This window comes from bacterium (assembly GCA_037128595.1).
Taxonomy (GTDB): Bacteria; Verrucomicrobiota; Kiritimatiellia; order CAIKKV01; family CAITUY01; genus JAABPW01.
On record JBAXWB010000032.1, the window covers coordinates 26,012 to 51,683 of the forward strand.

The 25,672-nt window shown below is 57.7% G+C and carries 24 protein-coding genes; 6 read left to right on the forward strand and 18 right to left on the reverse strand.

All coding sequences use genetic code 11. The features are described 5' to 3' along the window. Positions 1-7: 7 nt before the first annotated feature. Entirely contained in the window at positions 8-760 is a 753-nt protein-coding gene (locus WCS52_16545; protein ID MEI6168792.1) for a DUF4214 domain-containing protein, read from the reverse strand. Positions 761-873: 113 nt separating this feature from the next. Between WCS52_16545 and WCS52_16550 the strand changes: the two genes are divergently transcribed. Beyond that, positions 874-1,107, forward strand: a complete 234-nt coding sequence (locus tag WCS52_16550; GenBank protein MEI6168793.1) for a hypothetical protein — start codon at positions 874-876, stop codon at positions 1,105-1,107. A 38-nt stretch (positions 1,108-1,145) separates the two neighbouring features. On the opposite strand, the gene nuoB is transcribed toward WCS52_16550, so the two are convergent. The 13 genes from nuoB to WCS52_16615 form a co-directional block, all read right to left on the reverse strand. Continuing rightward, positions 1,146-1,910 carry an NADH-quinone oxidoreductase subunit NuoB gene (gene nuoB / locus WCS52_16555; protein MEI6168794.1) on the reverse strand — a complete coding sequence of 255 codons (765 nt, stop codon included), beginning with the start codon at positions 1,908-1,910 and terminating at the stop codon, positions 1,146-1,148. Between the two features lie 7 nt (positions 1,911-1,917). Then, on the reverse strand, positions 1,918-3,450 hold the full coding sequence (locus WCS52_16560; protein ID MEI6168795.1) for an NADH-quinone oxidoreductase subunit C: 1,533 nt from the start codon (positions 3,448-3,450) through the stop codon (positions 1,918-1,920). Continuing rightward, complete coding sequence (locus tag WCS52_16565) at positions 3,447-4,883, reverse strand: proton-conducting transporter membrane subunit (GenBank protein ID MEI6168796.1); 1,437 nt, start codon at positions 4,881-4,883, stop codon at positions 3,447-3,449. Before WCS52_16565 ends, WCS52_16560 begins: the two co-directional genes overlap by 4 nt. A gap of 3 nt (positions 4,884-4,886) precedes the next feature. Then, complete coding sequence (locus tag WCS52_16570) at positions 4,887-5,528, reverse strand: hydrogenase (protein MEI6168797.1); 642 nt, start codon at positions 5,526-5,528, stop codon at positions 4,887-4,889. After that, positions 5,525-6,979 carry an ATP-binding protein gene (locus tag WCS52_16575; GenBank protein ID MEI6168798.1) on the reverse strand — a complete coding sequence of 485 codons (1,455 nt, stop codon included), beginning with the start codon at positions 6,977-6,979 and terminating at the stop codon, positions 5,525-5,527. Before WCS52_16575 ends, WCS52_16570 begins: the two co-directional genes overlap by 4 nt. A gap of 42 nt (positions 6,980-7,021) precedes the next feature. Further along, the gene (locus WCS52_16580) at positions 7,022-7,930 is read right to left on the reverse strand and encodes an NADH-quinone oxidoreductase subunit H (GenBank protein MEI6168799.1); all 909 of its coding nucleotides are present in this window, start codon (positions 7,928-7,930) and stop codon (positions 7,022-7,024) included. 54 nt (positions 7,931-7,984) lie between these two features. Continuing rightward, the gene (locus tag WCS52_16585; GenBank protein MEI6168800.1) at positions 7,985-9,931 is read right to left on the reverse strand and encodes a proton-conducting transporter membrane subunit; all 1,947 of its coding nucleotides are present in this window, start codon (positions 9,929-9,931) and stop codon (positions 7,985-7,987) included. After that, entirely contained in the window at positions 9,924-11,864 is a 1,941-nt protein-coding gene (locus WCS52_16590) for a proton-conducting transporter membrane subunit (GenBank protein ID MEI6168801.1), read from the reverse strand. Before WCS52_16590 ends, WCS52_16585 begins: the two co-directional genes overlap by 8 nt. A 56-nt stretch (positions 11,865-11,920) precedes the next feature. Beyond that, the gene (locus WCS52_16595; protein ID MEI6168802.1) at positions 11,921-12,586 is read right to left on the reverse strand and encodes a PTS sugar transporter subunit IIA; all 666 of its coding nucleotides are present in this window, start codon (positions 12,584-12,586) and stop codon (positions 11,921-11,923) included. Positions 12,587-13,055: 469 nt separating this feature from the next. Continuing rightward, positions 13,056-14,186: an aminotransferase class I/II-fold pyridoxal phosphate-dependent enzyme gene (locus tag WCS52_16600; GenBank protein ID MEI6168803.1), complete on the reverse strand. Its 1,131-nt coding sequence runs from the start codon at positions 14,184-14,186 to the stop codon at positions 13,056-13,058. Further along, positions 14,183-15,322 (reverse strand): PLP-dependent aspartate aminotransferase family protein, encoded by a 1,140-nt coding sequence (locus WCS52_16605; GenBank protein ID MEI6168804.1) that lies wholly within the window; start codon positions 15,320-15,322, stop codon positions 14,183-14,185. The genes WCS52_16600 and WCS52_16605 overlap by 4 nt, the downstream gene beginning before the upstream one ends. Positions 15,323-15,388: 66 nt before the next feature. Continuing rightward, complete coding sequence (locus tag WCS52_16610; protein ID MEI6168805.1) at positions 15,389-16,039, reverse strand: hemolysin III family protein; 651 nt, start codon at positions 16,037-16,039, stop codon at positions 15,389-15,391. After that, complete coding sequence (locus WCS52_16615; protein MEI6168806.1) at positions 16,029-18,656, reverse strand: PEP/pyruvate-binding domain-containing protein; 2,628 nt, start codon at positions 18,654-18,656, stop codon at positions 16,029-16,031. Before WCS52_16615 ends, WCS52_16610 begins: the two co-directional genes overlap by 11 nt. A 407-nt stretch (positions 18,657-19,063) precedes the next feature. Between WCS52_16615 and WCS52_16620 the strand changes: the two genes are divergently transcribed. The 5 genes from WCS52_16620 to WCS52_16640 all read left to right on the forward strand — a co-directional run bounded on the left by WCS52_16620 (position 19,064) and on the right by WCS52_16640 (position 22,943). After that, complete coding sequence (locus tag WCS52_16620; protein MEI6168807.1) at positions 19,064-19,450, forward strand: GxxExxY protein; 387 nt, start codon at positions 19,064-19,066, stop codon at positions 19,448-19,450. A gap of 416 nt (positions 19,451-19,866) precedes the next feature. After that, positions 19,867-20,310, forward strand: coding sequence for an Rrf2 family transcriptional regulator (locus WCS52_16625; protein ID MEI6168808.1), 444 nt, complete (start codon positions 19,867-19,869; stop codon positions 20,308-20,310). 500 nt (positions 20,311-20,810) lie between these two features. Next, entirely contained in the window at positions 20,811-21,209 is a 399-nt protein-coding gene (gene msrB / locus WCS52_16630; protein MEI6168809.1) for a peptide-methionine (R)-S-oxide reductase MsrB, read from the forward strand. Between the two features lie 242 nt (positions 21,210-21,451). Further along, positions 21,452-22,552 (forward strand): NAD(P)/FAD-dependent oxidoreductase, encoded by a 1,101-nt coding sequence (locus WCS52_16635; GenBank protein MEI6168810.1) that lies wholly within the window; start codon positions 21,452-21,454, stop codon positions 22,550-22,552. Between the two features lie 166 nt (positions 22,553-22,718). Further along, the gene (locus tag WCS52_16640; GenBank protein MEI6168811.1) at positions 22,719-22,943 is read left to right on the forward strand and encodes a hypothetical protein; all 225 of its coding nucleotides are present in this window, start codon (positions 22,719-22,721) and stop codon (positions 22,941-22,943) included. A 154-nt stretch (positions 22,944-23,097) separates the two neighbouring features. Here the strand turns inward: WCS52_16640 and WCS52_16645 are convergent, their stop codons facing one another. From WCS52_16645 to WCS52_16660, 4 genes are all read right to left on the reverse strand, one after another. Beyond that, a complete protein-coding gene (locus tag WCS52_16645; GenBank protein ID MEI6168812.1) occupies positions 23,098-23,403 on the reverse strand; it encodes a helix-turn-helix domain-containing protein in 306 nt (101 codons plus the stop codon). Further along, complete coding sequence (locus WCS52_16650; protein MEI6168813.1) at positions 23,404-23,763, reverse strand: type II toxin-antitoxin system RelE/ParE family toxin; 360 nt, start codon at positions 23,761-23,763, stop codon at positions 23,404-23,406. It lies immediately after the preceding gene. 316 nt (positions 23,764-24,079) lie between these two features. Beyond that, on the reverse strand, positions 24,080-24,916 hold the full coding sequence (locus tag WCS52_16655; protein MEI6168814.1) for a BRO family protein: 837 nt from the start codon (positions 24,914-24,916) through the stop codon (positions 24,080-24,082). A 293-nt stretch (positions 24,917-25,209) separates the two neighbouring features. Further along, positions 25,210-25,536, reverse strand: coding sequence for a hypothetical protein (locus tag WCS52_16660; protein MEI6168815.1), 327 nt, complete (start codon positions 25,534-25,536; stop codon positions 25,210-25,212). Positions 25,537-25,672: the final 136 nt, after the last annotated feature.

Here is a 25,672-nt window from a genome sequence, read left to right on the forward strand (position 1 = left end):
TGCCCTGTTATTTGCCGCGTTTCTTCTTATACTCCGGACTGTTACGCAACTCCCGGGAGACCGTGTCTACCGTCCAGTGATCCCGCATGACCCGTTCGACGTAGAGGGAGCTGCTGGCATCCGGATCACGGTTCAAGGTATCACGATACGCCTGGCGTACGATCTGTTGAGCCTGTTCCTGGCTGACATCCCCCTTCTCGCGGCGTTCCGAACTTTTCTTGAGATCTGCCCGCACATCACGCTCACTCCACCCCTGGTTTTCCATCTTCGCCCGGTAGGTCGCCAACCCCTGTTGATCAGCCTCCCGGCCCAGAACATCCTGATACGCCCGCCGGATCATGTTATCGACTGACGCCGTGCCCTGCCGGGCATACTCATCACTTTTACGCAGCGCGTTCCGCACATCCTGCTCACTCCACTTGTCATCAATGATCCGGCTCCGGAACACCCGCAACCCCTGCTGATCGGGCTCCCGGTTGAGAATATCTTGATACGCCCGCCTCACGATCTGGTCCGGATCGTTCGACTGGTGCTCCGAATACCGCCGGTGGTCATCTCCCCGCCGATCGTCATCGCCCCGTCGATTGTCATCATATTGATTGGAGTCCCTCGACGAGGTGTCGTTTCTTGAATTCCCCATCGACTTCATGACACCCCCGAGCCATGAGTCGTTCCCCTCGCCCCGGGCAATCCCATCACTACCCGGCACCCCCTGCATCACAACCCCCACCACTACCGCCAATAAAATCTTCATTTTCATGATATTTGTTTCCTTTCTCTTGCGTCTTCATCCTATCAAAACCCGCCTGCGGCACCATTTCTTTTAATGGAATCATCTGGTGTTTTGCGGAAATGGGTGTAATATAGAAACATATGAAAAGTCAGGAAGCTATTCTCCGCCGTCGCGAGGCAGAGATCAAGACCGGTCAAGAGGCGCTCGCCCACGCTCTCACGAAGTCCCTTGTGCTGCTCCGCTTCAAAGGTAACTGCAAGTGCGGTATGATGCTGACGGAACAGGACAAGAAGCCCAATGCGGAAACCTATCTCTGTCCGCATTGCGGAAAATCCGGTGCCCCGGTCGTTGCCGCCGCTACGTCCAAGAAGTAATGGCCACCCTGCCCGTCGCCCGGGCAGGATGAATCAAGTTACCTGTCCTCGATTTTTCCCAACGCGCGAAGCAAGCCATCCAAAATGGTGATGGGATGCGGCGGACAGCCCGGAATATAGACATCCACCGGCACCACGCTTGAGGCCCCGTTGTTGGTTTCAGGCCCATCCACATAGAGGCCACCTGCAATGGCGCACGCCCCAACGGCAATCACCAACTTTGGAGCCGGCACCGCGTCATAGGTCTTTCTCAGCGCCAGTTCCATATTTTTGGTTACCGGCCCGGTGATCAGAATCCCGTCGGCGTGACGGGGCGCCGCCACAAACTGGATCCCGAACCGGCCCAGATCAAACACGACGGTCGTCAACACGTTGCAGTCCGCTTCACAGGCATTACAGCCCCCCGCACTGACCTCCCTCAACTTCAGGGAGCGCCCGAATAACTTCCTCATTTTCCCATCCAACGCCGCCTGCAACGCGGGTTCCCCCGCCCCCAGCACCAGCGCCTCACGCGTCCGCGCCGCCAATTGATGATCTCTGGTAAAGGTAATCGCCCCTTTCGGGAAGGCCTTCTCGCATTCGCCGCAAAACAGACAGCGCCCGATGTCGAGAGTCAAGCGGCCGGCCTGCTCCCCTAACGCGCCCACGGGACAAACGGAAACGTCGCCCCCCCCGCCCGCATCCACACAGGCCTGATTGATCACCGGACGTCCCTGAAACCGCGCCGGCAAGACCGGCGGCTTCGCTGGATACGCGATGGTCCGGTGCCCCTGCTTTATTCGTGCTGTAATAATATCTAACATCTGGTCCTCACAAATCATGCCCACAGTAGGAAAGATTGAAACTCTTGTTGCAGAGAGGAAAATCGGAAATCTGCTGGTTGCGCATCGCCAGGGTCAGGCCCAGCCAATTATGGAAGGATGGGTCCACCACCTTGTAGGTCGCAAAGTGACCGGCCGAATCCGTCATCCCCACATGACATATCTCACCCCGCCAGCCCTCAACCAACGACACCACCAAGGCGTCCGGCATCAGGGCCTCCGGGATATTCAGGATCGGCCCGCCCGTCAGCATCTTCAATTGCTCCCGCACAAAATCGCCAGACCGCTGGATTTCCAGCCACCGGACATAGGCGCGCTCAAACACATCCCCGTTGCGGCCGGTCGACACGGGAATCTGGGAAAAGCGGTAAATGCCATAGGGGAAATCCTGGCGCACATCACACTCCAGCCCGCAGGCCCGGGCCGCCGGCCCCACCAGCCCGATTTCCAACGCCGTCTCCGGCGTCACCCGCCCCGTATCTTCAAAACGGCTCATGACCGACGGGGAGTTCCATAACAGGTTCACGGCATTGCCCACATCCCGCAGCGTGGCCTCCAGCCGTTTCAACAACTCCGCAATCGCCGCAGCGTCCACGTCATACGCGACCCCTCCGGGCCGCACCAATCCACGTCCAAACCGGTTGCCACACAGAATGGCGGTCATATTGAGAAAATCACCACGAAGCCGGCCGCAGTATGAGGCGGTCGGCAGAAATCCGATATCGCCCGCCATGGCACCCAGATCGCCCGTGTGGTTGGCCAGGCGCTCCAACTCCTGCGCCACTCCGCGCAGCACCTGCGCCTGGGCCGTCACCTGACACCCTGACAAGGCCTCCACGATCCGGCAATAGGCAACGGTATGCGCCACGGTCGTATCGCCCGCCATCGTCTCCACCACGTGAATGGTCCGGGGATCCGGGCCGCCACGCAGCAAGCGCTCCACCCCGCGGTGTTGATACCCTAGCGAGATCTCCAGGTGAAAGACCTGTTCGCCATGACACTGGAACCGGAAATGACCCGGCTCAATGATTCCCGCATGGACCGGCCCCACGGACACTTCATGAACCTCCTCGCCCTCCACACGATAGAAGTCGGTCACACCGACCATCGGCCTCTCACCGTCTGTCCGCCCCCAGGCATCGTGCCCCGGCCGGGCTGAGGTGACGAACCGGACCGGCTTGAGCCAGGGATGCCCTTCCGGCCGCAACCCGAATTGTTCAGCAATCTCGCGTTCAAACAGGTGGACCTGGGGACAGTCCGGCGTCAAGGAAGGAAAGGTTTCCCCTTCCACCCTCATCCGGGCGACCCGGAAGTTCCCATCATCGCGACAGGCCAGCACGGCGATGAGTTCCACCCCGTGCCCGTCTTCAGGGATGCGCCCGAAAAAGGCCGCCACATGCGCGCCATCCGCGACGGCTTCGACCAGGGACCGGCGAAAGACCACTCCATCCAGACAGGGCAGGTCGCTCCGTTGATACCGTTCGCCGTTATGAACCGGCAACCACTTCAAAATAGATGTCATGGATGTCCTCCCTCCAGATAGGCTGCCGCCTGATGCAGGAGGGTCTCCAGCGGATGCGGAATCCAGACCCCCAGCGTGAGCGCCAACACAAAAAAGATGATGATCGGGATCACCAATTGCGGACGGTCGCGATAGGGAGAGGCCGTCGCCTTGGCCGAGGGCACCCCCTGCACCACGCGTAGCACGGTCGCACCCATGCCGATGAATACAATCGCCAGAAGCGCCAGAAACAGACCGGCAATGACATATTTTCCAGACTGGATCGTCCCGATCAGAATGGTAAATTCGCTGATAAACGGCCCCCCGGGCGGCGATCCGGTCACCATCAGAAAGCCCGCCAGGAAGAGCGGACCGGAAAGTGGCAGCCGGTGCAGGGCCCCGCGCACATCATCCGTATTCTTACTGTCATAGGCGCGGTGGATATTACCGGCCGACAGGAACATGACGCCTTTGGTCAGGCCGTTGGTGATCATATGCAGCAGGGCACCGAAGGTGGCCGCCCCGCCAATCCCGATCCCCAACACCAGAATCCCCATATGTTCGACGCTGGAATAAGCCAGCATCCGCTTGAAATCACGTTGCCGGATGACAAACACGGCCGCCACCGCCATGGAGAGCAGGCCCATGAAAATCAGGATCTCCCGGGCAAAGGCCGCCTCCGGGGCATTCCGGCAAATCTGATAGAACCGGAGAATGGCCAGAAAGGCGCAGCTCGTGACCCCGCCCGCCAGCAAGGCGCCGACCAGTCCCGGTGCCTCTCCATACGCATCCGGCTTCCAGGTATGCATGGGCGCCAGGCCCATCTTGGTGCCATAGCCGACCAGCAGCAGCACAAAGGCCGCATGGAGCCAGGGCGGCGAAAGTTTTGGGGCGAGATGAACCAGATCATCCAGCAGCAACGTAGGCTCCAGACCAGCGTGAATCGAAGAGTACGCCAGGAAGAAAGTACCCAGCAAGGCCAGGGCAATCCCCACCGACCCGATCAGCAGGTATTTCCAGGTAGCCTCCAGTGAGCGGGGATTGTGGTTGAAAAACAGCAACGGGGCCGTCGCCAGGGTAGTGGCCTCTATGGCAACCCACATCAACCCGAGATGATGCGCCAGGATCACCAATGTCATCATGCCCAGCATGGCGAGCAGACAGGCGCAAAAGACCCGGTTCGAGCGCTCCGGCCGCAGCGCCAGATAGGCGGGCGCATACAACGAACAGAGGAAAAACACGATACTGACAAAGCCCAACACGAGCGTGCTGACCGGATCCAGCACCAGCCAGCCCTTCAGTGCAGAGACCGGCTCACCCGCCACCGCCACACCCGTCATCACAAGATGCGCGACCCCACCCACCGGCACCAGCCAGGGTCGCCACCGGTTTGAGGGAATGGCCGCAGCCACTGCCGCACACAACAAAGGAACAAGAAATAGAAACCAGACCATATGTTACTCCTTCAATTCAGACAGCATCTGGGTGCTCACAGAGGAGAATTCCCTGCTGATTTTGTGAATGATGATGCCCATGACGAAAATGGCGACGAACAGATCCAACAGCACTCCCAATTCCACCAGGAAGGGAATCGCCTCCATCAGGAGCATACCGAAAATAAACACCCCATTTTCCAGGATCAGATACCCCACCACCTGGGTAATCGCCTTCGTGCGGGTCGTCAACATCAGAAACCCGGTCAGCACTGTGGAAAGGGCGGCCGGGACGATCAGTGAGCCCATCTCCCCATGGTCGATCGGCAGGGTGCGCGCGAACAATACCGCCAGCCCCGTCCCGACGGCTCCCAGAAAAAGCGAGGCGATAAACCCGACAATCGGCTCCACCTCGCGGCGGATCACTACGTCCCGGATCGCATTAAAAAGCATGCGGGGAATCACCACCCCTTTCAGGAAAATGGTGGCAAGGGCCATCATGGCCACCCAGAGCACCAGGGAGCCATGAGCCAGGGCGATCAGCACCCCCAGCAGCATCCCCTGCACCGCAACGGCCTGGATGACCGTTCGCATCCGGCTCGCACCAAGGGCCACAAAATTCAACAGAAGAACCAGTACCAGAATCGGATCGATCAATGAGTTCATAGGTTCTTCCCATCTTTACCAAAGGCAATAACATGCCACTGCCCATTTTTTGTGGCCCCGGTTCGCACCAACCGGCCACTCTTTTTTAGTACGGCAATTCGTTTTTCAATTCCCCGCGACGTCATCTGCAGCATCTTCGCCACCTCTTGAATGGTCAAATCCGGGCTATTGGCGAAAAGTTTAAGAATTCGGTTATCCGTTTCTCCCGAACTTTCTCCCGAACTTTCTCCCGAACTTTCTCCCGCGCCCGTTCCATGTCCGGGAATACTTACATCCCCTGTCGGCTGACTGACTTGAGCCGCCCTAACGGTACAAAGCAACATAAACGATTCAACCCGATATTCCGGCTCCGGAAGTCCGAGCTCCGTCAATTCGGCGCACATCCGGTCGACTCCTTCGCCAAACTCTTTGACATACCCGTAGTCACGCAAAAACGCCGCAATTTTCGGGTTTCGTGAAAAGTGAACCTTACGCATCGTGTTCAACCGAACCAATCCCGGTAAGGTGCCAGGGCTTTCGACCACCAACCGGTCGTCGAACATCTTGATCTGGATGTCGGTTCCCTTGATGCTGTAGTCGCGATGAGCGACGGCATTAACGAGAATCTCCTGCCGCACAAATTCCGGGTATTGGGTATCCGTGACAAACAACCCGCCTTTACCAAGATAGGTATGTTCCTTGATTTGTGTTGAAACAAATGTGATGGCTTTCTGAACAGTTTCCAGGATCGTCCCCTCGAAGGAAACATCCTTGATCACATTCATGTTGGCGCCGGTTTTCTCATCCGTGCCCTCGTAACGTATAAATCTCACCCGTGCCCGGGGGAAATACTGTTGAGGCGCCTTGCCGAATAGAAGAATGGCAGCGGTGCTAACTTGTTCCACAGCCTTCTCCATCCGGATAAAACCATGATTTTCGCGCAGATAATGTAAGGGGGACTTCGAATAGCCAATTCGCTTCGCGTAAGCACGCACCCGTTCAAGATCCAAATCGGTGAGCCCCGCACCAGCAACCAGTGTATCTTCATAGAACCGGTCGCCTTTGTCGTACATTAACTGCATACGTTCATCGAAGGTCAGCTTCTTCGATTTGTCGCCCACGCGATAAAACACCTCATCTGCTTGATTGGCGTGTACGGACTGGCTCTGATGCACTGTTATCATCAATACCTTATTGGGTCGCCCGACACGATCGACACATCCAAGCTGCTTAAAATCCACCTTTACCGTGGGCCGGCAGAAATCAAACGGTACCCGCAGAAGTTCATTCACCTTTTCTTCCTGGCCAGCAAGCCCCTCGACCTCGCCGCGGTCATTGACCCCAACCAGAATAGTCCCCCCATCGGCATTGGCAAACGCTACAAGCGATATGGCCAATGCCTTCGGCTCCACCAGAATGCTTTTACGATCAAAGCATTGGCCTTCCTTCTGTTGAAACAAGTTATTGATCACAGCGTGGTTTCCTTCGACTGATAAACTCTTCAATCATTCGCGTTACCTCAGCAGCAGAATGACACCAAAGGTCGACAGCAGACAGGCCGCCACCAGGAACGTGGGAACAAACACCATGCGAAAACGCGCCATCATCGACTCTACCACGCCGATCACCACCGCCAGCCCCAGCATGCCGGCGACAAACAGCCCCCAGTCCGCCCAGGCATTACCAGCTTCAAAAGGAGCCACGACCCGTAACAGGACCGCCCCCATCACAAACAGCTTCATCGCCGCCCCATACTGGATCATCCCCAACGCCGGCCCGCTGTGGTCCAGCACCATCACCTCATGGATCATGGTGAGTTCCAGATGCGTATTCGGATCATCAAAGGGAATACGGGAATTCTCGACCAACAGCACAATGAACAGACTCGCCGCCACCAGGACCAGCGAGGGGGCCGCCACGCCGGCGCCCAGCGGGAAGGTCCCATCCAGCATGGTCGTCAGCGACAACGAGGCCGACAACTTGGCCAGCACCAGAAAACAGAAGAACAGGGCCGGTTCCGCCAGACAGGAGAAGGTCACCTCCCGTGCCGCCCCCATCCCCTCAAAGGCCGAACCCGTGTCCAATGCGGCCGAGGCCGTAAAAAACCGCGCCAAAGCGAATAGGTAGGCGAACAGGATCATGTCGCCCGCAAACGAAACCGGCGCACTGTGCCCGCCAAACGGGACTAACATCCCCGCCAATAACGCGGTAGCCACCCCGACCACGGGTCCCGCCCGGAACACCCAGGTCGTCGTCGTGCTGAAGACTGAACCTTTCTGGAACAACCGGATCAGGTCGTAATACGGTTGCAGAAAAGGAGGCCCGTTCCGGCCGCCAAACAGGGCCTTGGTCTTGCCAATGACCCCCAGCAACAGGGGCGGCAATACCAGTAATAAAAACAGATGCACAAAAATTTGACTCATAAATTCACCCTCACCCCAGCCCTCTCCCCTCAAGGGAGAGGGAGGCCTTTCAACTTATCTCCACAACAACAACACGATCAGGAACACCACGATATACGATAAGTACGCGTGAATATTACCCGCCTGGAACAAATGACACCACGTGGCGACCTTGACGCCGGCCTGATAGACGGGCCGCAGCACCTCATCCAGCACAATGTCCAGTACATGACTGTGAAAATGCATGCGCCCCGGAAATACGGCCAGTTTGCCCGAGGCCTGCACCTGCGGGCGGAGCACCCAGGTAAAAAACCCGCCCAGCATCTGCGCAAACGAGGAGGCCGTATACTGCATATTCGGCGTCGGTGCCGCGTACCCGCAATCCCAGGTACCGGCGGCCACCACCCGGCTGTGCCGCAGTCGGATCGCCAGAACCGCCACCACTCCCAGCAACAGCCCAACCAGCGTCACCCCGGCTATACTGATCCAACCCAACGGTGCCAGCGCGGTCAACGCAGGCAGGGTCGCGGCCAGATCCGGAACCCAGGCGGCCACACCCTGCTGCAACATCGGACTGAGCACGCCGGGCAGCAACCCGATACCCAGGCAGCAGACCGCCAAAGCAAACATGGGGCCGGTCATGGCTCGCCCGGACTCGTGGGCTTGCCGGGCGCAGTCAGACCGGGCCGTCCCGAGAAAAATCGCCCCGAAGGCCTTCACAAAACAGGCGACCGCCAAAGCCCCGATCAACGCCAACAACGCTGCGGCGAAGGCCGCCCCCGCCCACGACGGTTCCGCACCAATGCCCAACGTCCTGAACAACCCGAGGTAAATCAGCAGTTCGCTCACAAAGCCATTGAGGGGCGGCAGCCCGCAAATGGCGACCGCACCCACGGCAAAGAGCAGGGCCGTCAACGGCATGGCCGCCGCCAGCCCGCCCAGCTGGTCAATGACCCGGCTCCGGGTCGAGTGGATCACCGAACCGGCGCTCAGGAACAGCAGGGCCTTGAAGATCCCGTGATTCCAGACATGCAACAACGACCCCGCCAGCCCGAGCACGATCCAGGCCGTAACATTCAGCGAGCGGCCCACCAGTGCCAACCCGAGCCCCATGACAATGATGCCGATATTTTCAATACTGTGATAGGCCAGGAGCCGCTTCAGATCATGCTGGCCCAGCGCGAACACGACGCCCAGCACGCCGGAGATCGTGCCCAACCCCAGCAGGGTCCCGCCCCACCAGACGGGCGGCTCGGGCAACCACGACACCATGCGAACCAATCCGTAAATCCCGATTTTGATCAGCACCCCCGACATCATGGCCGAGACATGGCTGGGCGCCACGGCATGGGCACTCGGCAACCAGATGTGAAACGGCATCAACCCCGCCTTGATCCCGAACGCAAAAACGATGAGTCCGAACAACACCGTTGCGACCGCCGGGGTCACCACCCCCCTGGGCAGCGAACCCAGGGCGAACGAACCGGTCGCAGCGTACCAGACGGCAAACAGGGCAAACAGGGCCAGCGTGGAAAAATGGGTGACAATGAGATAGAGCAGACCGGCATCACGCACTTCCTGCTCATGGTCCTCCGTGGAGACCAGGAAAAATGCACTCAGGGCCATCACCTCCCAGGCAAACAGAAACAGGATGGAATTCGCCGCCACCGCGACCCCCGCCAGGCCCGCCGTCACCAGCCCGTAGAAGACCCGTAGCGTCCGGCCATTCCCGGGATGCTCCGCCTGCGCCCAGTACTGCAATCCGTAAATGGAGCCCAGCGCCGAGACCCAGAAGATGGGAATCAGGAAAATGGCCGCAATCGCATCCAAACGCAGGAATGAGAGCGAGGCCGTGGGGGCCCACAGGGCGGAGACGGCCCCGCCGATACCGAGCGCCGACCCCAGCACCGCCAACCGGACTGCCAACCGCTGTCCGGCCGCCGGATCACGACGCAGGAAAAGACCCGGCACGCCACTCAGGGCATGACAGGTGATTCCCGCTATGACCAGCCACTCACTCATAATTCAACCATTGCCGGATCACCTGCCAGGCGAATGCCAGCAGCAACACCACCACAAAATACATCATATAATATTGAATTTTTCCCTGTTGCAGCCAGCGCAGTCGGGCAAAACGGCCCGCCAACCAGTTGAACAGGGGCTGGTACAAGACCCGGCTCAGGGTATCCGGGTAACTGGTGGTCATCTTGCCGGTTACGGGAAAGACGGCGCCAGGCACCACCACGTGGGCCTTGGGCCGGAACGATTTCAATAACAGGCGCGACACCATCATCTCTGAAAACGACTGGCCGGTATACTGCATACTGGCCGCAGGGGCCAGGTAGCCGCAGCTCCAGGTCGCGTCCGCCGCCACTCCGCCCCGCCGCCTGACAAAGATGAAAAACAACATCACCAACCCCATCAATCCCCAGATCACGGCATTCACGCCACCCAGAACCCCCAGCGCGGAAGACGCGTTCAACGCGGCCTCGAACGGCCCCAGGGCCACCCCGAACACCTCGCCGATCACCCCCTCAAACGCTTTGACCAGAACGCCCGGAAACAGCGCCGCCACCACACATAACCCCGCCAGCACCGCGAGTGGAGCCGTCATCCAGCGGGAGGACTCATGAGCATGCCGGGCTTCGTCACTGCGAGGTTCGCCCAGCAGCACAATCCCCACCAACCGCACAAAGCAAAGCAGGGCCATGGCGCCAACCAGTGCCAGAACCCCTACCCCCAGCAGCATCACCACACTCCCGCCGCCCGAGAACTCCAGGCCGCCATGTAGCAGGGCCAGATAGATCAGCCATTCGCTAACAAAGCCATTGAGTGGAGGCAAGGCGGCAATCGCCACGGCTCCCAGCGCCATGGCCGCGCCGGTGCGCGGCATCCGCTTCATCAACCCGCCCAACCGCTCCATGTCCCGCCCCCCAGCGCCATGCATCACCGAACCGGCCCCGAGAAACATCAGGCTCTTCATCAGGGCGTGATTCCAGACGTGCAGAAAAGCACCCGACAGTCCCAGCGCCGCCACCACCGGATGATGGCTGGTCAGGCCCCAGAGCCCCAGTCCCAACGCCAGCAGGATCAACCCCATGTTTTCAATACTGGAATAGGCCAGGGCCCGCTTGAGGTCACGCTGAAACAGCGCGAATGAAATCCCAAGGATGGCGCCGGCAAACCCGAGGGCCACCAGCAGTGGCCCCCACCAGGCCGCAGGGGGGCCCAGGAACATCATCACCCGCAACAGCCCATACAGCCCCAACTTGATCATCACGCCGGACATCAGGGCCGAGACATGACTCGGCGCGGCCGGATGCGCCTCAGGCAACCAGATGTGCAGGGGAACCATCCCCGCCTTGGTCCCGAAGCCGATCAGCGCGAGCACCAGGATCACGACCCCTGCCGTGGCAGGCGGGACCGCGAAGGTATCAAAATCGAGCGACCCCGAGGTGCGGCCCAGGAGCAGGAACATGGCCAGCAGAAAGGCCGCCCCCACATGAGACGCCACCAGGTAAACCCACCCGGCCATGCGTACGTCCTTTTTTTCGTGCTCAAAGGTCACTAGGAAAAAGGCGGAGAGCGACATGATTTCCCAGGCCACCATGAAGAGTACTGCCTGACGTGCCACCACCACCAGCGCCATGGTGGCCACAAAGATATTAAAAAAGAACCACGCCGCGCCTAGCAGCTTCCGGTCGCGATAGGCCATCAGGTAGCTGCCCCCATAAACGGCGGCCAGGGCCGACAGCCCGAAAACCGGAATGAGGAAAAAGGCGGAAAGGGCGTCCAGCCGGATATAGAACTCACCCCCCGGAACCGCCCAGGGGAAGCGGAACGCCTCAACCGCGCCCCCCGTCAACGCATGGAGCGCCGGCCATAAGCCCAGCAGGCAACCGGCCACCGCCGACCCCGCACCCAATCCGGTTGCCCAGCGAGGGGAGCGGCTCATCACTAATGAAAGGGCCCCTCCACATACGATTATTATCAACGATATCAGTAAACGGTTCATTTTTTAAAGGCCCGCACCAGGGCGAGGATCTCCTCACGGGGAGCCTGCCGGACCAGGGCGGCCTTGAACCCCGGATCCAATAGGGCTGAGGCCAGTCTTGAAAGCAGATAGAGGTGGACCCGGACGGTCGGAGTGACCAGGGTGAAAAGCGTGTGGACCGGCTGATCATCAATCGCACCAAACTCCACCGGCTTCTCCAGGAAGCAGAGGCATATTGCCGGGTGGTTCACCGAGAGCACAATCGGGTTGCGCACATGCGGAATCGCCACTCCCTCGCCAATTCCGGTCGACGCCATCGCCTCACGTGCCAGCAGGACCCGGAGCAGGAAATCGCGATCCATGTCCGGTGGCAGCTTCATGATCGCCACCACGGAGCGTAGCACGGACTCCTTGTCATTCCCCGCCACCCCGTAAAAGATGCCGCCGGCCTCAATCGAATCCGCCAGATCCGGCATCAGTTCCGCGGAGGCGTCAGGCTCCTTGAAAATTTCGGCGGAGACATTGATTTTCTGCGCATTGGCCCACTCCAGCAGTTCAGCCCGGTTGAACCGATACTGATCGTTGACCTTATACGCGGGAAGCTGTCCCTGCTGGATCCACCGGTAGATGGATTTCTCAGAAACACTCAGAATTCTCGCAACATCTTGAACACCTAGTTGCATGGTTTCACCAAAAGTATTGATTACACATTTGAGGACAAAACCTACGCCCCTGTCACCTAAATGTCAATTTCAGCCTCTTACAAAGGCGCATATGACCTCACAGGGGGTTTATAAGGGGCCAAAGAGACGAGAGTAAAAGATTTACCACGGAGACTCGGAGGGGAAAGAGAGAGAGGAAGACGGGGAGGGATGAGAAAATGTTGCGGGAATTCCAGCTTCGGGGTACCGAATCAGAAATTCCCGCAACGCCTTCCTTTGGAGAAAGCGGGAGGGAAAGGTTTAACCCGTGCGAAGCTCAACAGGGGGGCACTCCGTATTCTCCCCGGAGAAGCGTTACGCGATTTTTGAAAATGGGGTATTCACCATTTTCAAAAATCGCGTAACATTTTCTTCCTCTCCCCCTCTCCCCCTCCGCGTCTCCGTGGTAAAAGTTCTCTTTATTTTCTGTTTTATATGCGTGCGCCCCGTCTTACAACGCGGCGGCCATATCCGCAATCAGGTCTTCCGGCGCTTCCAGGCCGACGGAAAGGCGGACGAGGCTGTCTGAAATTCCCCGCGCCAGCCGCTCGGGCCTGGGCATGGCGGCATGCGACATCGTCGCCGGGTAGGACAAAATGCTTTCCACCCCGCCGAGGCTCACGGCCATCAGCGGTAACTTGACGTTTTTCAACAGCTTCAAGGCCGTCGCCACATCGTGGAGCTCAAACGACAACACGGCGCCGGCCCCTGAGGCTTGAGCCTGATGCGTGGCATAACCGGGATGCGCTTCCAGACCCGGATAATAGACGCGCTTTACCTCCGGCCTCGTAAGCAACCATCGCGCCACCAACCCGGCGGTGCGTTGCTGGGCATCCATCCTGACGCCAAGGGTCTTGATGCCACGCAGCACCAACCAGGAATCCTGCGGACCCAATATGGCGCCAAACGTGTTCTGAATGACCTTCAGTCGATGCCCCAGTTCCGGATCACGCGTCACCGCCAATCCGGCAATGAGATCACTGTGTCCCCCTAGGAATTTCGTGGCGCTATGCACCACGACATCAAACCCCAGCTCGATCGGGCGCTGGTAATAAGGGGTCATAAAGGTGTTGTCCGTGATGGCTAGCACCTCATGCTCGCGGGCGATGGCGACGATGGCGTGCAGATCGGTGATGGACAGCAGGGGATTGGCAGGGGTTTCGACAAACAGCGCGCGGGTGGCGGGCGTAATCGCCTTCCGGACGCTGGCGGGATCGGTGCTGTCAACAAAAGTGACCTCGAGCTTCCACTGGCGGAACAGGGTGGTCAAGGCACGATAGGTGCCCCCGTAAATGTCCTGTCCCACGACCAGGTGGTCACCGGGCGCAAAGAGCATGAGGACCGATGAGGTGGCCGCCATGCCGGAGGCAAAGGCCAGACCGCGTGCGCCGCCCTCCAACGAGGCAATGGCCTGCTCAAGGGACTCCCGGGTCGGGTTGCCACTGCGCGCATAATCATAATGGCCCAGATGCTCGGGATCAGCCTGATGGAATGTGGAGGCCTGATAGATGGGAATACTGGAGGCACCGGTATAGGGATCCCGGTCTTTGCCGGAGTGAATCAGGCGGGTCAGGTAGTTCATAAGAGGCCTTTCAGGTCTTCAATGAGTTCATCCCTGTCCTCAATCCCGATGGAGAGCCGCAGAAGCCGGTCATTGATCCCCAGGCGCGCACGAACCGCGGCATCCAGATCCGCATGGGTTTGCATGGACGGGTAAGTAATCAGGGATTCCACGCCGCCCAGACTCTCGGCGAAGGTGAAGATTTTCACGCCTGACAGGATTGAGGGGATGCGCACGGCCACGTCCACCTCAAACGAAATCATCCCGCCATATCCGCTACGTTCCCGGTCCAGAACCGATCGGCCGGGGTGATCCGCCAGGCCGGGGAAATACACGCGCCGGACCCGCGGATGGGTGGCCAGCCAATCGGCGATCCCGCAGGCATTTTCCTGCTGTTTTTTTACACGCAAGGGGAGGGTCTTCAGACCGCGCAGGGTCAGCCAGGAATCCTGGGGGCCCAACACGCCGCCAATGGCGTTCTGATAGAACCCGATGCGCTCGGAAAGCGCAGGGGTCCCGGTCACGATCATGCCGGCGACCACATCGTTATGCCCGGCCAGATATTTGGTGGCGCTGTACACGACCAGGTCGGCGCCCTGCGCCAGCGGCTGCTGGAAGACAGGCGTGAGAAAGGTGTTATCCACAATGGTCAGAAGGCCTGAAGCACGGGCGGCTTTCGCGATGGCACGGATATCCGCGATTTTGAGCAGCGGATTGGTGGGACTCTCCACAAACACCGCTTTAACGCCCGCCAAGGTCAGGGCGCGCTGCACGGCGGCCAGGTCTGACGTATCCACATAGATCGCCTCTATCCCGAACGGCTGGAACACTTTTTCAAACAGGCGGAACGTGCCGCCATACAGGTCCTCGGTCACCACAATGCGATCGCCCGGACGGAACAGGTGCAAGAGGGTGTCAATGGCGGCCAGTCCCGAGGCAAATGCAAACCCTTTATGTCCCCCATCCGCCTTCGCGAGGGTCTCCTCAAGAACCAGCCGGGTCGGGTTCGAGGTACGTGAATAATCAAACCCCGTCGATTGTCCAAGCCCGGGATGCCCGAATGACGCCGTCTGATAAATCGGCACCGATATTGCCCCCGTAATGGAGTCATACCGGTTCCCCGCCTGCGCCAATAATGTTGATATCGCTTGAGTCATGCCCGTCTCCCTGCTGCCTTTATATCAATTAACCCGATAGAGAAACTATTCGTTTGGCTTTTAATGTCAATACGGAATCACGTACAACATGACACTGAAGAAGTGGCAGAGGCTCCCGGCGAGAACAAAGGCGTGCCAAATGGCATGATTGAACGGGATGCGGTGCCAGAGATAGAAAACCGTCCCGCCCGTGTAGAACAATCCGCCGGCGACCAACCACAACAACCCGCCCAACGGCAGATTCTGGTAAAGCGGCCGGATGGCGATAATCGCCATCCAACCCATCCCGATGTAGACCAGGGTTGATAACAGCTTGAAGCGGCCCGCAAAAAACACCTTGAACACGACGCCGATCAGCGCCAGGCCCCAGACCACCCCGAACAACGACCAGCCCCAGGGGCCCCTCAGGGAAATCAACAGGAACGGCGTGTAGGTCCCGGCAATCAGCAGATAGATCGCCGAGTGGTCTATGATTTTCATGATCGCCTTGGCGCGCGGCCAGGGGAAGCTGTGATAGAGGGTCGAGGTCATAAACATCAGCACCAGCGTCGTGCCATACACGGCGCAGGACACCACATGCCAGGCCGTTCCCCGCAATGCGGCAAACACCACCATCAGCGACAAGGCCGCCAGCGCCAGCACCACCCCGACCCCATGCATGACGCTGCTGGCGATTTCCTCTGGCAGCGAATAAGGTTTTTTATGATTATTTTCCAAGGTAGCAGATCACTTTCTGTTTAACGGCGTCGGCATGCAAATTCAACCGCAGTCCACCGGGCAGATCCACGCCATCGATCACCCGCAGGGCCGACTCCATGGCGGCCGCCTCAGGCAGGAGTGCCGTCAGCCGGTTCGGCAGCGTCAGCAGCAAGTCCTGATTGAGTTGATGCCCTTTTTTGTCGGGAGAGACGGCAAAATAGAGCATGTTCAATTCCACCAGGTCATTGAAAAAGTGGGTTCCGAGGGAGACATCCGGCACCAGTCCCTCATGCATGGCGGCAATCTCGCAGACCACGGAGACGGCATTGATCTCGGCAAAGGACACGGGTACGCCCAGCGCGGGCGTGGAGGTGGCCCAGCGTCCGGGTCCTGCCAGCATCACCACCGGCGCGGGTCCGGCGGCGGCTTTCAGGCGGTTCAACTTCCCGATGGTCCGCGCCACCGTATACCGCGCACTCTCACTCATTCTCCCGTAGACCGCAGGAACGACGTAAATCAACCGGTCCACCAGCATGGAGGCGCTATGGCCGATGACAGGGCCGGTACTTTCCATGATCAACTCACGGGGCTGCACCGTGGCGGGCGCCCGCATCCGGGCGGACTCCCCCGTCATGCGAACTTGAAAGGGACGGCACTGCACCAGGTTGATCCGGTACTCCCCGCTGGGCATGAAGTTCGTGGTGAACTCAATATCCACCGGGTAGGCATAGGCCAGTTGAAGGGTGCTCAGGATCTCCCGCATCGTCGCCACAAAGGTGGTGTCGTCAATCAGCTTCCGGAACGTCAGATGCCGGAACTCGGCGGTGGTGCCTTCGCTTTTCTCGGCAAACAGGTCCAGGGCCAGGGCGTCGGACGGGATGCCCGCGATGACGGCATTGAATTCCTTGGCGGTCAGTTTGTTCTGGGGCAGATCCAGCAGATCCACCACCCGCTGGCTGTAGCGGATCCCTTCGGCGCCCCCGCCCTCCGGCTGCCGGTCCGGGGCATTGAGGGCGATCAGGCGGGTGTAGTCACTGCTGATGCGGTCCACGGCACGGGTGCCAAGTCCAAAGACCAGCCGCAACATGCCCGCCTCGGGATCGATCTCCTCGTTCCAGACATAGGGATTGAACGAGAACCCGACCCCGGCGATCTGCGGAAAATAGTTGTCGCCATACAAGGCGCCGGACACCCGCTGGATCAGGAGCGACATCTGTTCATCCTGCTCGAGGAGGCCGCGCTGGGTGCGGTAGGCCAGCGCCTCCTGGCTGAGGGTACTGGCATAGACCTGGCGCACGGCCGCCATGAAGGCTTCCAGCCGCTCTTCAGGCGCTCCCTGGTTGGCACAGAAGACTGTCTCGTATTTCCCCGAAAAGGCATTGCCGTAACTGTCCTCGAGCAAGGAACTGGAGCGGACAATAATGGGCGACTGCCCGAAATAATCCAGCATTTCGACAAACTGACGCCGGATATGGTTGGGAAAGGTCCCGGACAGGAGCCGTTGCTGCCGCTCCTCATGGCGCTCATCGGAAACCTGCGCATCCCCGACCTTCCGCTTCAATTCCCAGCATCCGTTCTGAACGAGATAGGTGTAATAGACATCCGCCCCGATAAAGAATGAGTCATGCGGTTCCAGCTTCTCATAGAGCTGAGGCGCCTTTTTACGGAGAATCGCCCGGGCCAGCAGCATACCGAGGGATTTCCCCCCGATCAGCCCGGTGCCAATCATCCGCTGGATGATCGCCATCAGATCCGGCAGCTCGAAATAGCGGCAGACCAGCGGCATGAACTTTTCATCACGCGTGATGGCGCTCCTCAACAGGCGCTGGAATGATTCCTGCACCTCCTGCACCGGCGCCACCCCTGCCCGCATGGCCTCCACGGTCTTCTGGGCACGGGCCAGGTTTTTCATCCAGATGCCGGGCCGGGTGGCAGAGAAGTCCAGCCAGGGCTGGGAGATGCCGGCCAGAATTTCCGAAATGGTGGTACTGGAGGTAACGGGCAGACAGGCATCGGATTCGGTCCACTCATGTAGCATGTACAAGGTGGGTGAGTAACGCCGGTCCACCTTGAGCGGCTGGATGAAAAACCGGTCCCGGTTACGATAGACATCCAGCACGAGTTGCGCCGTCTGATGGATGCTTTCGGCGGCATGGAAGGAGTGGTGATGCCGGAAGAGCGCAAAATAGGCAATGGTATCGAGCTTGAAGAGAAAGGGGCAGGTGATCATGAAAAAATTGCCAAGCATCCGGTCGCTATACCAGTCGGCGGCCAGCTCGGACAAGCCATCAAATACGTACAAGGCCCCCCGCCCCTTGCTTTCGATCACGTTGAGGATCTTGCCCACGAAATGTTCGAAGCCCGCCTCCGGTTCGACATTATGAATCTCGACCCCCGGCGTTTCAGGAATCAACTGACGATGACTCGCGAACCGGAAGTAGACGAGGGGCGCTCCGGTCGTCAACCCATGCTCCACAAAGCGCTCCACCAGTGGGCGGTAATCCTCGATATCATCCACCTGCCAGACGACATTGTCACCGGCCTTCAGGTTTTTCAGGGTGTCATCCAGCGCAGGAATCCCTGTGCTGAAATGAGGCAGGGAGACATCCTTTGTGTTTTCCGTTGAATCAGCCATGGCATTTCAAAGAATACACGAGTCAGTTCGCCGGGGCAATAAGCGAAGAAAGATTTACCACGGAGACTCGGAGGGTTGAGGGAGAGTAAGACTGGGAGGGTTAAGAAAATGTTGCGGGGATTCCAGCTTCGGAGTACCGAATCAGGAATTCCCGCAACACCTTCCCTGGAGAAAACGGGAGGGGGGTATATCCCGTGCGAAGCTCAACCGGAGTCGCTCCGTCTTCCTCCCGGAGAAGCGTTACGCGATTTTGACAAATGGGGTACTCGCCATTTGTCAAAATCGCGTAACATTTTCTTTCTCTCCCCTCTCTCCAATCCCCCCTCCGCGTCTCCGTGGTGAATCTTTTCTTGATATCTTTAATATATAGCTATATTTAATGTTGTTTTTAGATAAAGGACAGTCCTATGCTTATTGATGAGAAATTGACATCCCTAGTGATTGGCGCTGCCATTGAAGTTCACAGATACTGGGGTCCCGGGCTATACGAAGAAATTTATGAGCGCAGTTTGTGTGCGGAATTGAAGCAACGCAACATCCAATTCGAAAATCAGCTATCAATCCCACTCCTCTATAAAGACATCCGCGTGGGCGAAGATTTGCGGCTCGATCTTCTGATCAACCGGCAAGTCGTCGTGGAAATCAAGGCCGTTACCGAACTACTGCCTGTTCACGAGTCTCAGTTGTTAACCTACATGCGGCTAACCAAATGTCATCTTGGGCTTCTCTTGAATTTCAACGTCACCACAATGAAACAAGGAATTCGCCGGTTCATCCTGCCACCTCGGCCGTAAAATAAATTCGGGATTTACCACGGAGACTCGGAGGGTTCGAAGGAGAGTAAGACTGGGAGGGCTAAGAAAATGTTGCGGGGATTCCCGCTTCGGAGTACCGAATCAGGAATTCCCGCAACGCCTTCCTTGGAGAAAACGGGGAGGGGGGTATATCCTGTGCGAAGCTCAGCCGGAGTGGCTCCGTCTTCCTCCCGGAGAAGCGTTACGCGATTTTGACAAATGGGGTACTCGCCATTTGTCAAAATCGCGTAACATTTTCTTCCTCTCCCCCTACCCCTCCGAGTCTCCGTGGTAAATATTTTCTTCAACTCCCGTTCGAAAACCTTAATCCTCGCCAAATTATGACCATAATGCTAAATTACTAACTCTACAGGATAACTACTGAATATATTGCAGTCATTTATTAGGATATACGTATGAAAATATCGACTAAGGGAAGATACGGACTGAGGATTCTGCTCGACCTTGCCACGCATCAAGGCAAAGGGCCGGTAAATTTGGGGGATATTTCCAAGCGGCAGGGAATTTCCGAGAAATATCTCTGGCAGGTAATCAATCTGGCGAAGGCGGCCGGGCTGATTAATTCTGCCCGCGGACCAAAGGGCGGCTACAGTGTGGCTAAGCCCAACGATCAGATCACGCTCCTGGAAATCATTTCAGCGCTGGAAGGGCCGATCGTGCTGGTCGACTGTCTGGACAAACCTGAAAGCTGCGACCGCAACACGTCCTGTGTCACGCGGGAAGTCTGGGCGCAGATCGAGGAGAGTATGAAGAAAGCCATGGGCGGCATCACCCTGCAGGATCTGGTCGAGAAACAGGACGCCCGTGACTCTGGCCAATCGCTCAACTACGCCATATGAACCGCCTGCTCATCCCCTGCCTCAGGGCAGACACATCAAAAAACGCAAAACCGAGAGGACATTTACCACGGAGGCTCGGAGATTTAGGGAGAGAAGACAAATATAATGTGGCGGGATTTTTAATTCCGGAGTACCTGAATGAAAAATCCCGCCACGGTTCTTTGGAGAAATACCCGAAGAATGAGGAACGAGAATTGAAGACTCTTCCCTCTCAACGAATTCCTTCAGGAAACCGTGGCGTTTATTTGCTCCACATGTACCCTGCCCGCAATGCTACGCATAGCGTTGTAGGCGGGTCATGTGGAAAAATTAACGCCACATTTGGATTTCCCTCTCCCTCTAAATCTCCGCGCCTCCGTGGTAAATTCCCCGTATTTAGAAGCATCTTTCTCATCCCCTGCCTGCTTTCAACCACACTTGCATTGTTGGCCGCTGAGCCGGAGCCAACGGTCCGGGTGCGGGAGCTTGATGCTAACCACCAGCTGAAGGAGGTATCCGTGATGAAGAAGGTGATTAAAACCGATGCGGAGTGGAAAAAACAACTGACTCCCGAGCAATATCGTGTCACGCGCAGCAAGGGCACGGAAGCCCCGTTCTGCAGCCGGATGACCGACCAGGCGGAGCCCGGTCTCTATTCCTGCGTCTGCTGCGACCTGCCCCTTTTCAGCTCTGAAGCCAAATTCCATTCCGGCACCGGCTGGCCCAGCTTCTTCAAGCCGGTCGCCGCTGAAAACATCATCGAGCACACGGACATCAGTTTCGGCATGGCCCGTACTGAAATCCGATGCGCCCGTTGCGACGCCCATCTGGGCCATGTTTTCACCGACGGCCCCAAACCCACCGGCCTGCGTTACTGCCTGAATGCGGCAGCATTGGTGTTTAGGAAATCGAGGAGTTAAGAAACTTGAACAGAAGGTCGCAGAGATCGCGAAGGGGGGCCTCCGCCGAAGACGGCGGCGGCAGGAATTATTTAAATAATCCCCGCATGCGCGGCGCCTTCGCCGCGCATGCCTTTGCGAACTTTGCGACTTCTGTTCAAATTCTCTTGTCAAGTGCAGGGAATAACCCCGACAGTTCGGCCATGCGCCCAGAGCGATAGAAGTTCAAAGTTGAACTGTATTTGTAAACGGAGTCCGTAAACATGGACAAAACAGAAGTCACCATTATTGGTGCAGGCGTAATCGGTCTGGCCATCGCGCGTGAACTTTCCAGTCAGTTTTCCGACATCATCGTCCTCGAAAAGAACGACCACTTCGGGCGCGAGACCAGCAGCCGCAACAGCGAAGTCATTCACTCCGGGATATACTATCCCAAGGATTCGTTGAAAGCGCGGCTTTGCGTTGAAGGCGCGGCCTTGCTTTACGACTACTGCCAGGCCCATGCCATCCCCCACCAGAAACTGGGGAAGCTCATCGTGGCGACCACAGAGCAGGAAGTCGGGCAGGTCCAGGCGTTATACCAAAAAGGTCGTGACAATGGGGTGGAGCATCTATCCATCATCGATGCGAAGCAAATCCAGGCCTGGGAGCCCCGGGTGCCCGGGATCAAGGCCTTATGGGCACCGAACACCGGCATCCTCAACTCCCACGCTCTGATGGACAGTTACTATCGCGAGGCCACGAAGGCGGGGGTGCTGTTCGCTTTCAAGAGTGAGGCCAAACACATTACCCGCCATGGAAATGACTACGAGATTGTGGCTGGGGACGATGAGTACCGGTTTCAATCGCGGATCGTCATCAATGCCGCCGGGCTCCACTCCGACCATGTGGCCGGATTGACCAGGTTGGATGTGGACGCCCTGGGGTATCGGCTGCACTACTGCAAAGGTGACTATTTCTACTACACAGGCGCGGCCCCCATCCACCGGCTCATCTATCCCGTGCCCCACAAGGACCTGACCGGGCTAGGGGTCCACGCCACCCTGGATCTGGGTGGCCGGATGCGATTCGGACCTGACACCGAATATGTTGACCGGCTGGACTATACCGTTGACGAGCGCAAGCAGGGGGCCTTCTACCAATCCGCCTGCAAAATCATTACCGGGCTGGAAGAATCCCGTTTGATGCCCGACATGGCGGGCATCCGCCCAAAGCTCAAGGGGTCAGGCGTCATGGATTTCATCATCCGCCACGAAGCCGCCAATGGCCTGCCGAATTTCATTAATCTCATCGGCATGGAATCCCCCGGCCTGACCGCCTCCCTGGCGATTGCGCGGCATGTGCGGAGGTTGCTCGGGGTGTAGGAAGGGGCGAGTTGTTAAGTTGTCGGGTTGTTCAGTTGTTGAGGGAGGCGGCACCGGCTCAGAAACTGCCAGCCATGGGGGCGCATCCGGCGGCTCGGCCTCTGGATTTAATGGAGGGCGTTGCTCTGTCAACGCCGGGTTAACATAGGCCGGATCAGGAGCAGAATTGACGGGACCCGGCTCAGGGATGGGCGTCCCAGACACCGGCGCCGACGGAGCGGCGCCCTCCATTGATGCGGGCTCGGGGGGTGGTTCCTCAACGGCGTTTACTGTAGTAGCCGCCGCCACCACGGGATGCGGTATGTGGGTGGATGCCGACGTCCCGGCGGCATCGGCACCTAGGATGACTCTTACTGAAACTCATGCCGCCGGGACGTCGGCCTCCACCTAATAAGCAATGCAGGACGTCCAGTTCAAACATCTGTCCCTATGACACTCTCCTGAGCGCATCCGAGCACAACCGCCGCGCCTGGCCGAGCATGTAGAAAGGGAGGGACAACAAGCGGAACGGCCGGGGCGTTCCATCAACCGGTGCCATCTGCACGCTACAGCAATGCGGCGAGTTGGTGGGGTTTAGTTCCAAGCGCAAGCAATCCCCGTATCAAAAGGTCCAGCGTAACGGATGGGTCACCCTTTTCCATCATAGCCACACGGGGCTGGCTGGTATGGAGTTTGACGGCTAATGTTTTTTGAGTAAACCCCAGTTGTCTCCGGGTGGATTCTAACGTATGGGCCAAGGCTAATTTTATCTCCACATAGGCTTTTTCTTCTTCTGTCAAATTGAGAAAATCTGCGGCACTGCCAAACTTCCAGCCCGCCCCTTCAAGCCGCTTTTGTTTTGCAATATTCATTCATCCTCCCGCTATTTCATCATATTGCCGCAACCGGTAGCGGCAGACGTCCATTATGTGCTGTGGCGTTTCCCTCGTTTTCTTCTCAAAAACGGCCACCACCAAGATAACATCGGAATCGACCCGATAAATGATCCGCCATTCTGCGTGGGCATCCTTCACCCTCAATTCATGGCAGTGCGAGCCAACTCCTGGCATCGGCCGCGAATGAGGCAACGGCAACAAATCTCCATTCTGTAGGCGACATAGCAAATACCCGGCCTCAACCCTTGCCCCGGAAGAAAACGGCGGGGTTTTAATTTCACCACTCAACCACCCGATAGGCTTACGCTCTTTAACTTTCTTTTTACTGTATATCATATCCGGTATATTATCAACTGGTTATTATTTAGTATTAGTTAATATACAGATGTTGCGAACTTCGTCAAGCAAACCGAAAGGGGTGGAATAGTTTGGTTGTCGAGGTGTGGAGTTGCGGAGGGAAGGCGACACCGGCTCAGCGACTGCCGGCAATGGGGACGCCTCTTTCCCTATGGAATTCTATATCACTGTCCCTGCGATACTCTCCGGACTCCCGCTCAGAAAGATGCCGCTAATTTGAAGAATCTTGGGAGGGTCTGCGGCCTCGCGGACCGGCGGCATGGGGGGAGGGGGGGGCAGCAGAATCGGAGCATATTCAGCCCCGAATTATTTTAGTGCTTCTGGGTGGCAAATAGTTCGCCCCAGTTACAACCTTTTTTCCGGTCTGGGCCTCAAGCGCCACTCTGGCATGTTTGGCAATCCTGCCGCCGGTCTTCGCGGCAGTCTGGTTAGCGACCATACCGGTAGCGTCAATGGTCTCGGCAATCTGGCGGGTTGAGAGTTCAGCCAAAGCGGTAAAAATGAGTTCGGCCTCGCTCATGTGGTCACGAAGGTTCTGGGTTTTCAAGCCTTTCAACTCTTTGTGGGCATTGACGCTTACCCCACTCCATTCCTGATGGATGAGATTGGTGAGGATGGCGTATTCATCCCCCTTCTTGATCTCGTGCGAGGCCCAGTAATCGGTAAGTTTATTGCGGGTCTCCTGCCCGGTCATACGTTGCTGAATCCACTTTTCGCTGCGGCCATGACTCTGCCAAGTAGCTCGGGCTCTCTCGAGAGCGCGGGCAGGGTCGGACATCTCCTGCATTCGCTCATAACCGACTTTTGCGAGCCAGAGTTTGATAGGTTCGGCCTTCGGACTTGGGACGCTCTGGACAAGGCGCAAGAGTGTTTCGGCGCTGGCCACATCGGTGAGGTAACTTTTACCGTCTGAAGCACGTAATTTCAGTCGGTTACAATTTGTAACCGACTGACTTCCTTCCTTGGTAAGGCGGTTTTTCAAAACCTTCCAATAGTTTCGAGCAGCCTGATAATCAGGCTGTTGGGTCAAAACCTGAACAATGTCTACAACGGAGAAAAACCAGGTTTCGGTCTTCTCATCGTAAGTGCGACGAATTTCGTGCCCCTCAAAAATGGCCAGATGCTTTTTCATAATGGAGTGGATGCCTCTCTTCCCAAGGATGTGTTGATCGATTGCAAAACAGGCTCATCGATTCCATCCTACAGTCCTTGCACTTTCCATGAATTAAGACATCCAAAAGATATATAGTCAACTTATATATAGTTATATTATTTCAAAAACAGGCAAGACTTCCCCCCCCCCCCCCTCATCCTGGATATCCTGTTCATCGATGTTAATACACTTTTGCAGCAAGAGGGATGGAGCCAAGATCACCTTGACGCCACACTAAATATCCAATGCTAAACTGTTTAGCGTCGTCTATTTCATGTCGTATCAGAAGGAGGCGACACCGGCTCAGCGACTGCCGGCAATGGGGTCGCATCCGGCACCTCGGCCTCTGTATTTAATGGAGGGCGTTGCTCTGTCAACGCCGGGCTAACAAAGGCCGGATCAGGAGCCGAATCGACGGGGCCCGCCTCTGGAATGGTCAGCCCAGCAACCGGCGCCGACGGAGCGGCGCCCTCCATTGAGGGAGGCGCTTGGCTTGGTTGCTCAACAGCATTTACTGTAGTAGCCGCTGTCTCGGCGGCATCTTCAAGAATCAGGACTGGCGCCGCCGCCACCACGGGATGCGGTATCTCAACGGGCACTGCCGGTATCGGCTTTAGCGCCTCAATGGGTGCAGGGGGTGCCGAAGTTTGTAGAGTTGCAGGGCTATGGGTCGTTATATCTCCCGCCAGCCATTAGCCAATGCAACAGCATTGGCTAATGGAGGCGGTAATCTTC

Bases quoted from the DNA above. Each gene is read 5' to 3' on its own strand.
- WCS52_16645 (MEI6168812.1), bottom strand. From the start codon at position 23,403: ATGAATATTGCAAAACAAAAGCGGCTTGAAGGGGCGGGCTGGAAGTTT.
- nuoB (MEI6168794.1), bottom strand. From the start codon at position 1,910: ATGTTAGATATTATTACAGCACGAATAAAGCAGGGGCACCGGACCATC.
- WCS52_16620 (MEI6168807.1), top strand. From the start codon at position 19,064: ATGCTTATTGATGAGAAATTGACATCCCTAGTGATTGGCGCTGCCATT.
- WCS52_16560 (MEI6168795.1), bottom strand. From the start codon at position 3,450: ATGACATCTATTTTGAAGTGGTTGCCGGTTCATAACGGCGAACGGTAT.
- WCS52_16590 (MEI6168801.1), bottom strand. From the start codon at position 11,864: ATGAGCCGCTCCCCTCGCTGGGCAACCGGATTGGGTGCGGGGTCGGCG.
- WCS52_16655 (MEI6168814.1), bottom strand. From the start codon at position 24,916: ATGAAAAAGCATCTGGCCATTTTTGAGGGGCACGAAATTCGTCGCACT.
- WCS52_16650 (MEI6168813.1), bottom strand. From the start codon at position 23,763: ATGATATACAGTAAAAAGAAAGTTAAAGAGCGTAAGCCTATCGGGTGG.
- WCS52_16545 (MEI6168792.1), bottom strand. From the start codon at position 760: ATGAAAATGAAGATTTTATTGGCGGTAGTGGTGGGGGTTGTGATGCAG.
- WCS52_16550 (MEI6168793.1), top strand. From the start codon at position 874: ATGAAAAGTCAGGAAGCTATTCTCCGCCGTCGCGAGGCAGAGATCAAG.
- WCS52_16565 (MEI6168796.1), bottom strand. From the start codon at position 4,883: ATGGTCTGGTTTCTATTTCTTGTTCCTTTGTTGTGTGCGGCAGTGGCT.
- WCS52_16585 (MEI6168800.1), bottom strand. From the start codon at position 9,931: ATGAGTGAGTGGCTGGTCATAGCGGGAATCACCTGTCATGCCCTGAGT.
- msrB (MEI6168809.1), top strand. From the start codon at position 20,811: ATGAAGAAGGTGATTAAAACCGATGCGGAGTGGAAAAAACAACTGACT.
- WCS52_16570 (MEI6168797.1), bottom strand. From the start codon at position 5,528: ATGAACTCATTGATCGATCCGATTCTGGTACTGGTTCTTCTGTTGAAT.
- WCS52_16625 (MEI6168808.1), top strand. From the start codon at position 19,867: ATGAAAATATCGACTAAGGGAAGATACGGACTGAGGATTCTGCTCGAC.
- WCS52_16580 (MEI6168799.1), bottom strand. From the start codon at position 7,930: ATGAGTCAAATTTTTGTGCATCTGTTTTTATTACTGGTATTGCCGCCC.
- WCS52_16615 (MEI6168806.1), bottom strand. From the start codon at position 18,656: ATGGCTGATTCAACGGAAAACACAAAGGATGTCTCCCTGCCTCATTTC.
- WCS52_16600 (MEI6168803.1), bottom strand. From the start codon at position 14,186: ATGAACTACCTGACCCGCCTGATTCACTCCGGCAAAGACCGGGATCCC.
- WCS52_16605 (MEI6168804.1), bottom strand. From the start codon at position 15,322: ATGACTCAAGCGATATCAACATTATTGGCGCAGGCGGGGAACCGGTAT.
- WCS52_16635 (MEI6168810.1), top strand. From the start codon at position 21,452: ATGGACAAAACAGAAGTCACCATTATTGGTGCAGGCGTAATCGGTCTG.
- WCS52_16595 (MEI6168802.1), bottom strand. From the start codon at position 12,586: ATGCAACTAGGTGTTCAAGATGTTGCGAGAATTCTGAGTGTTTCTGAG.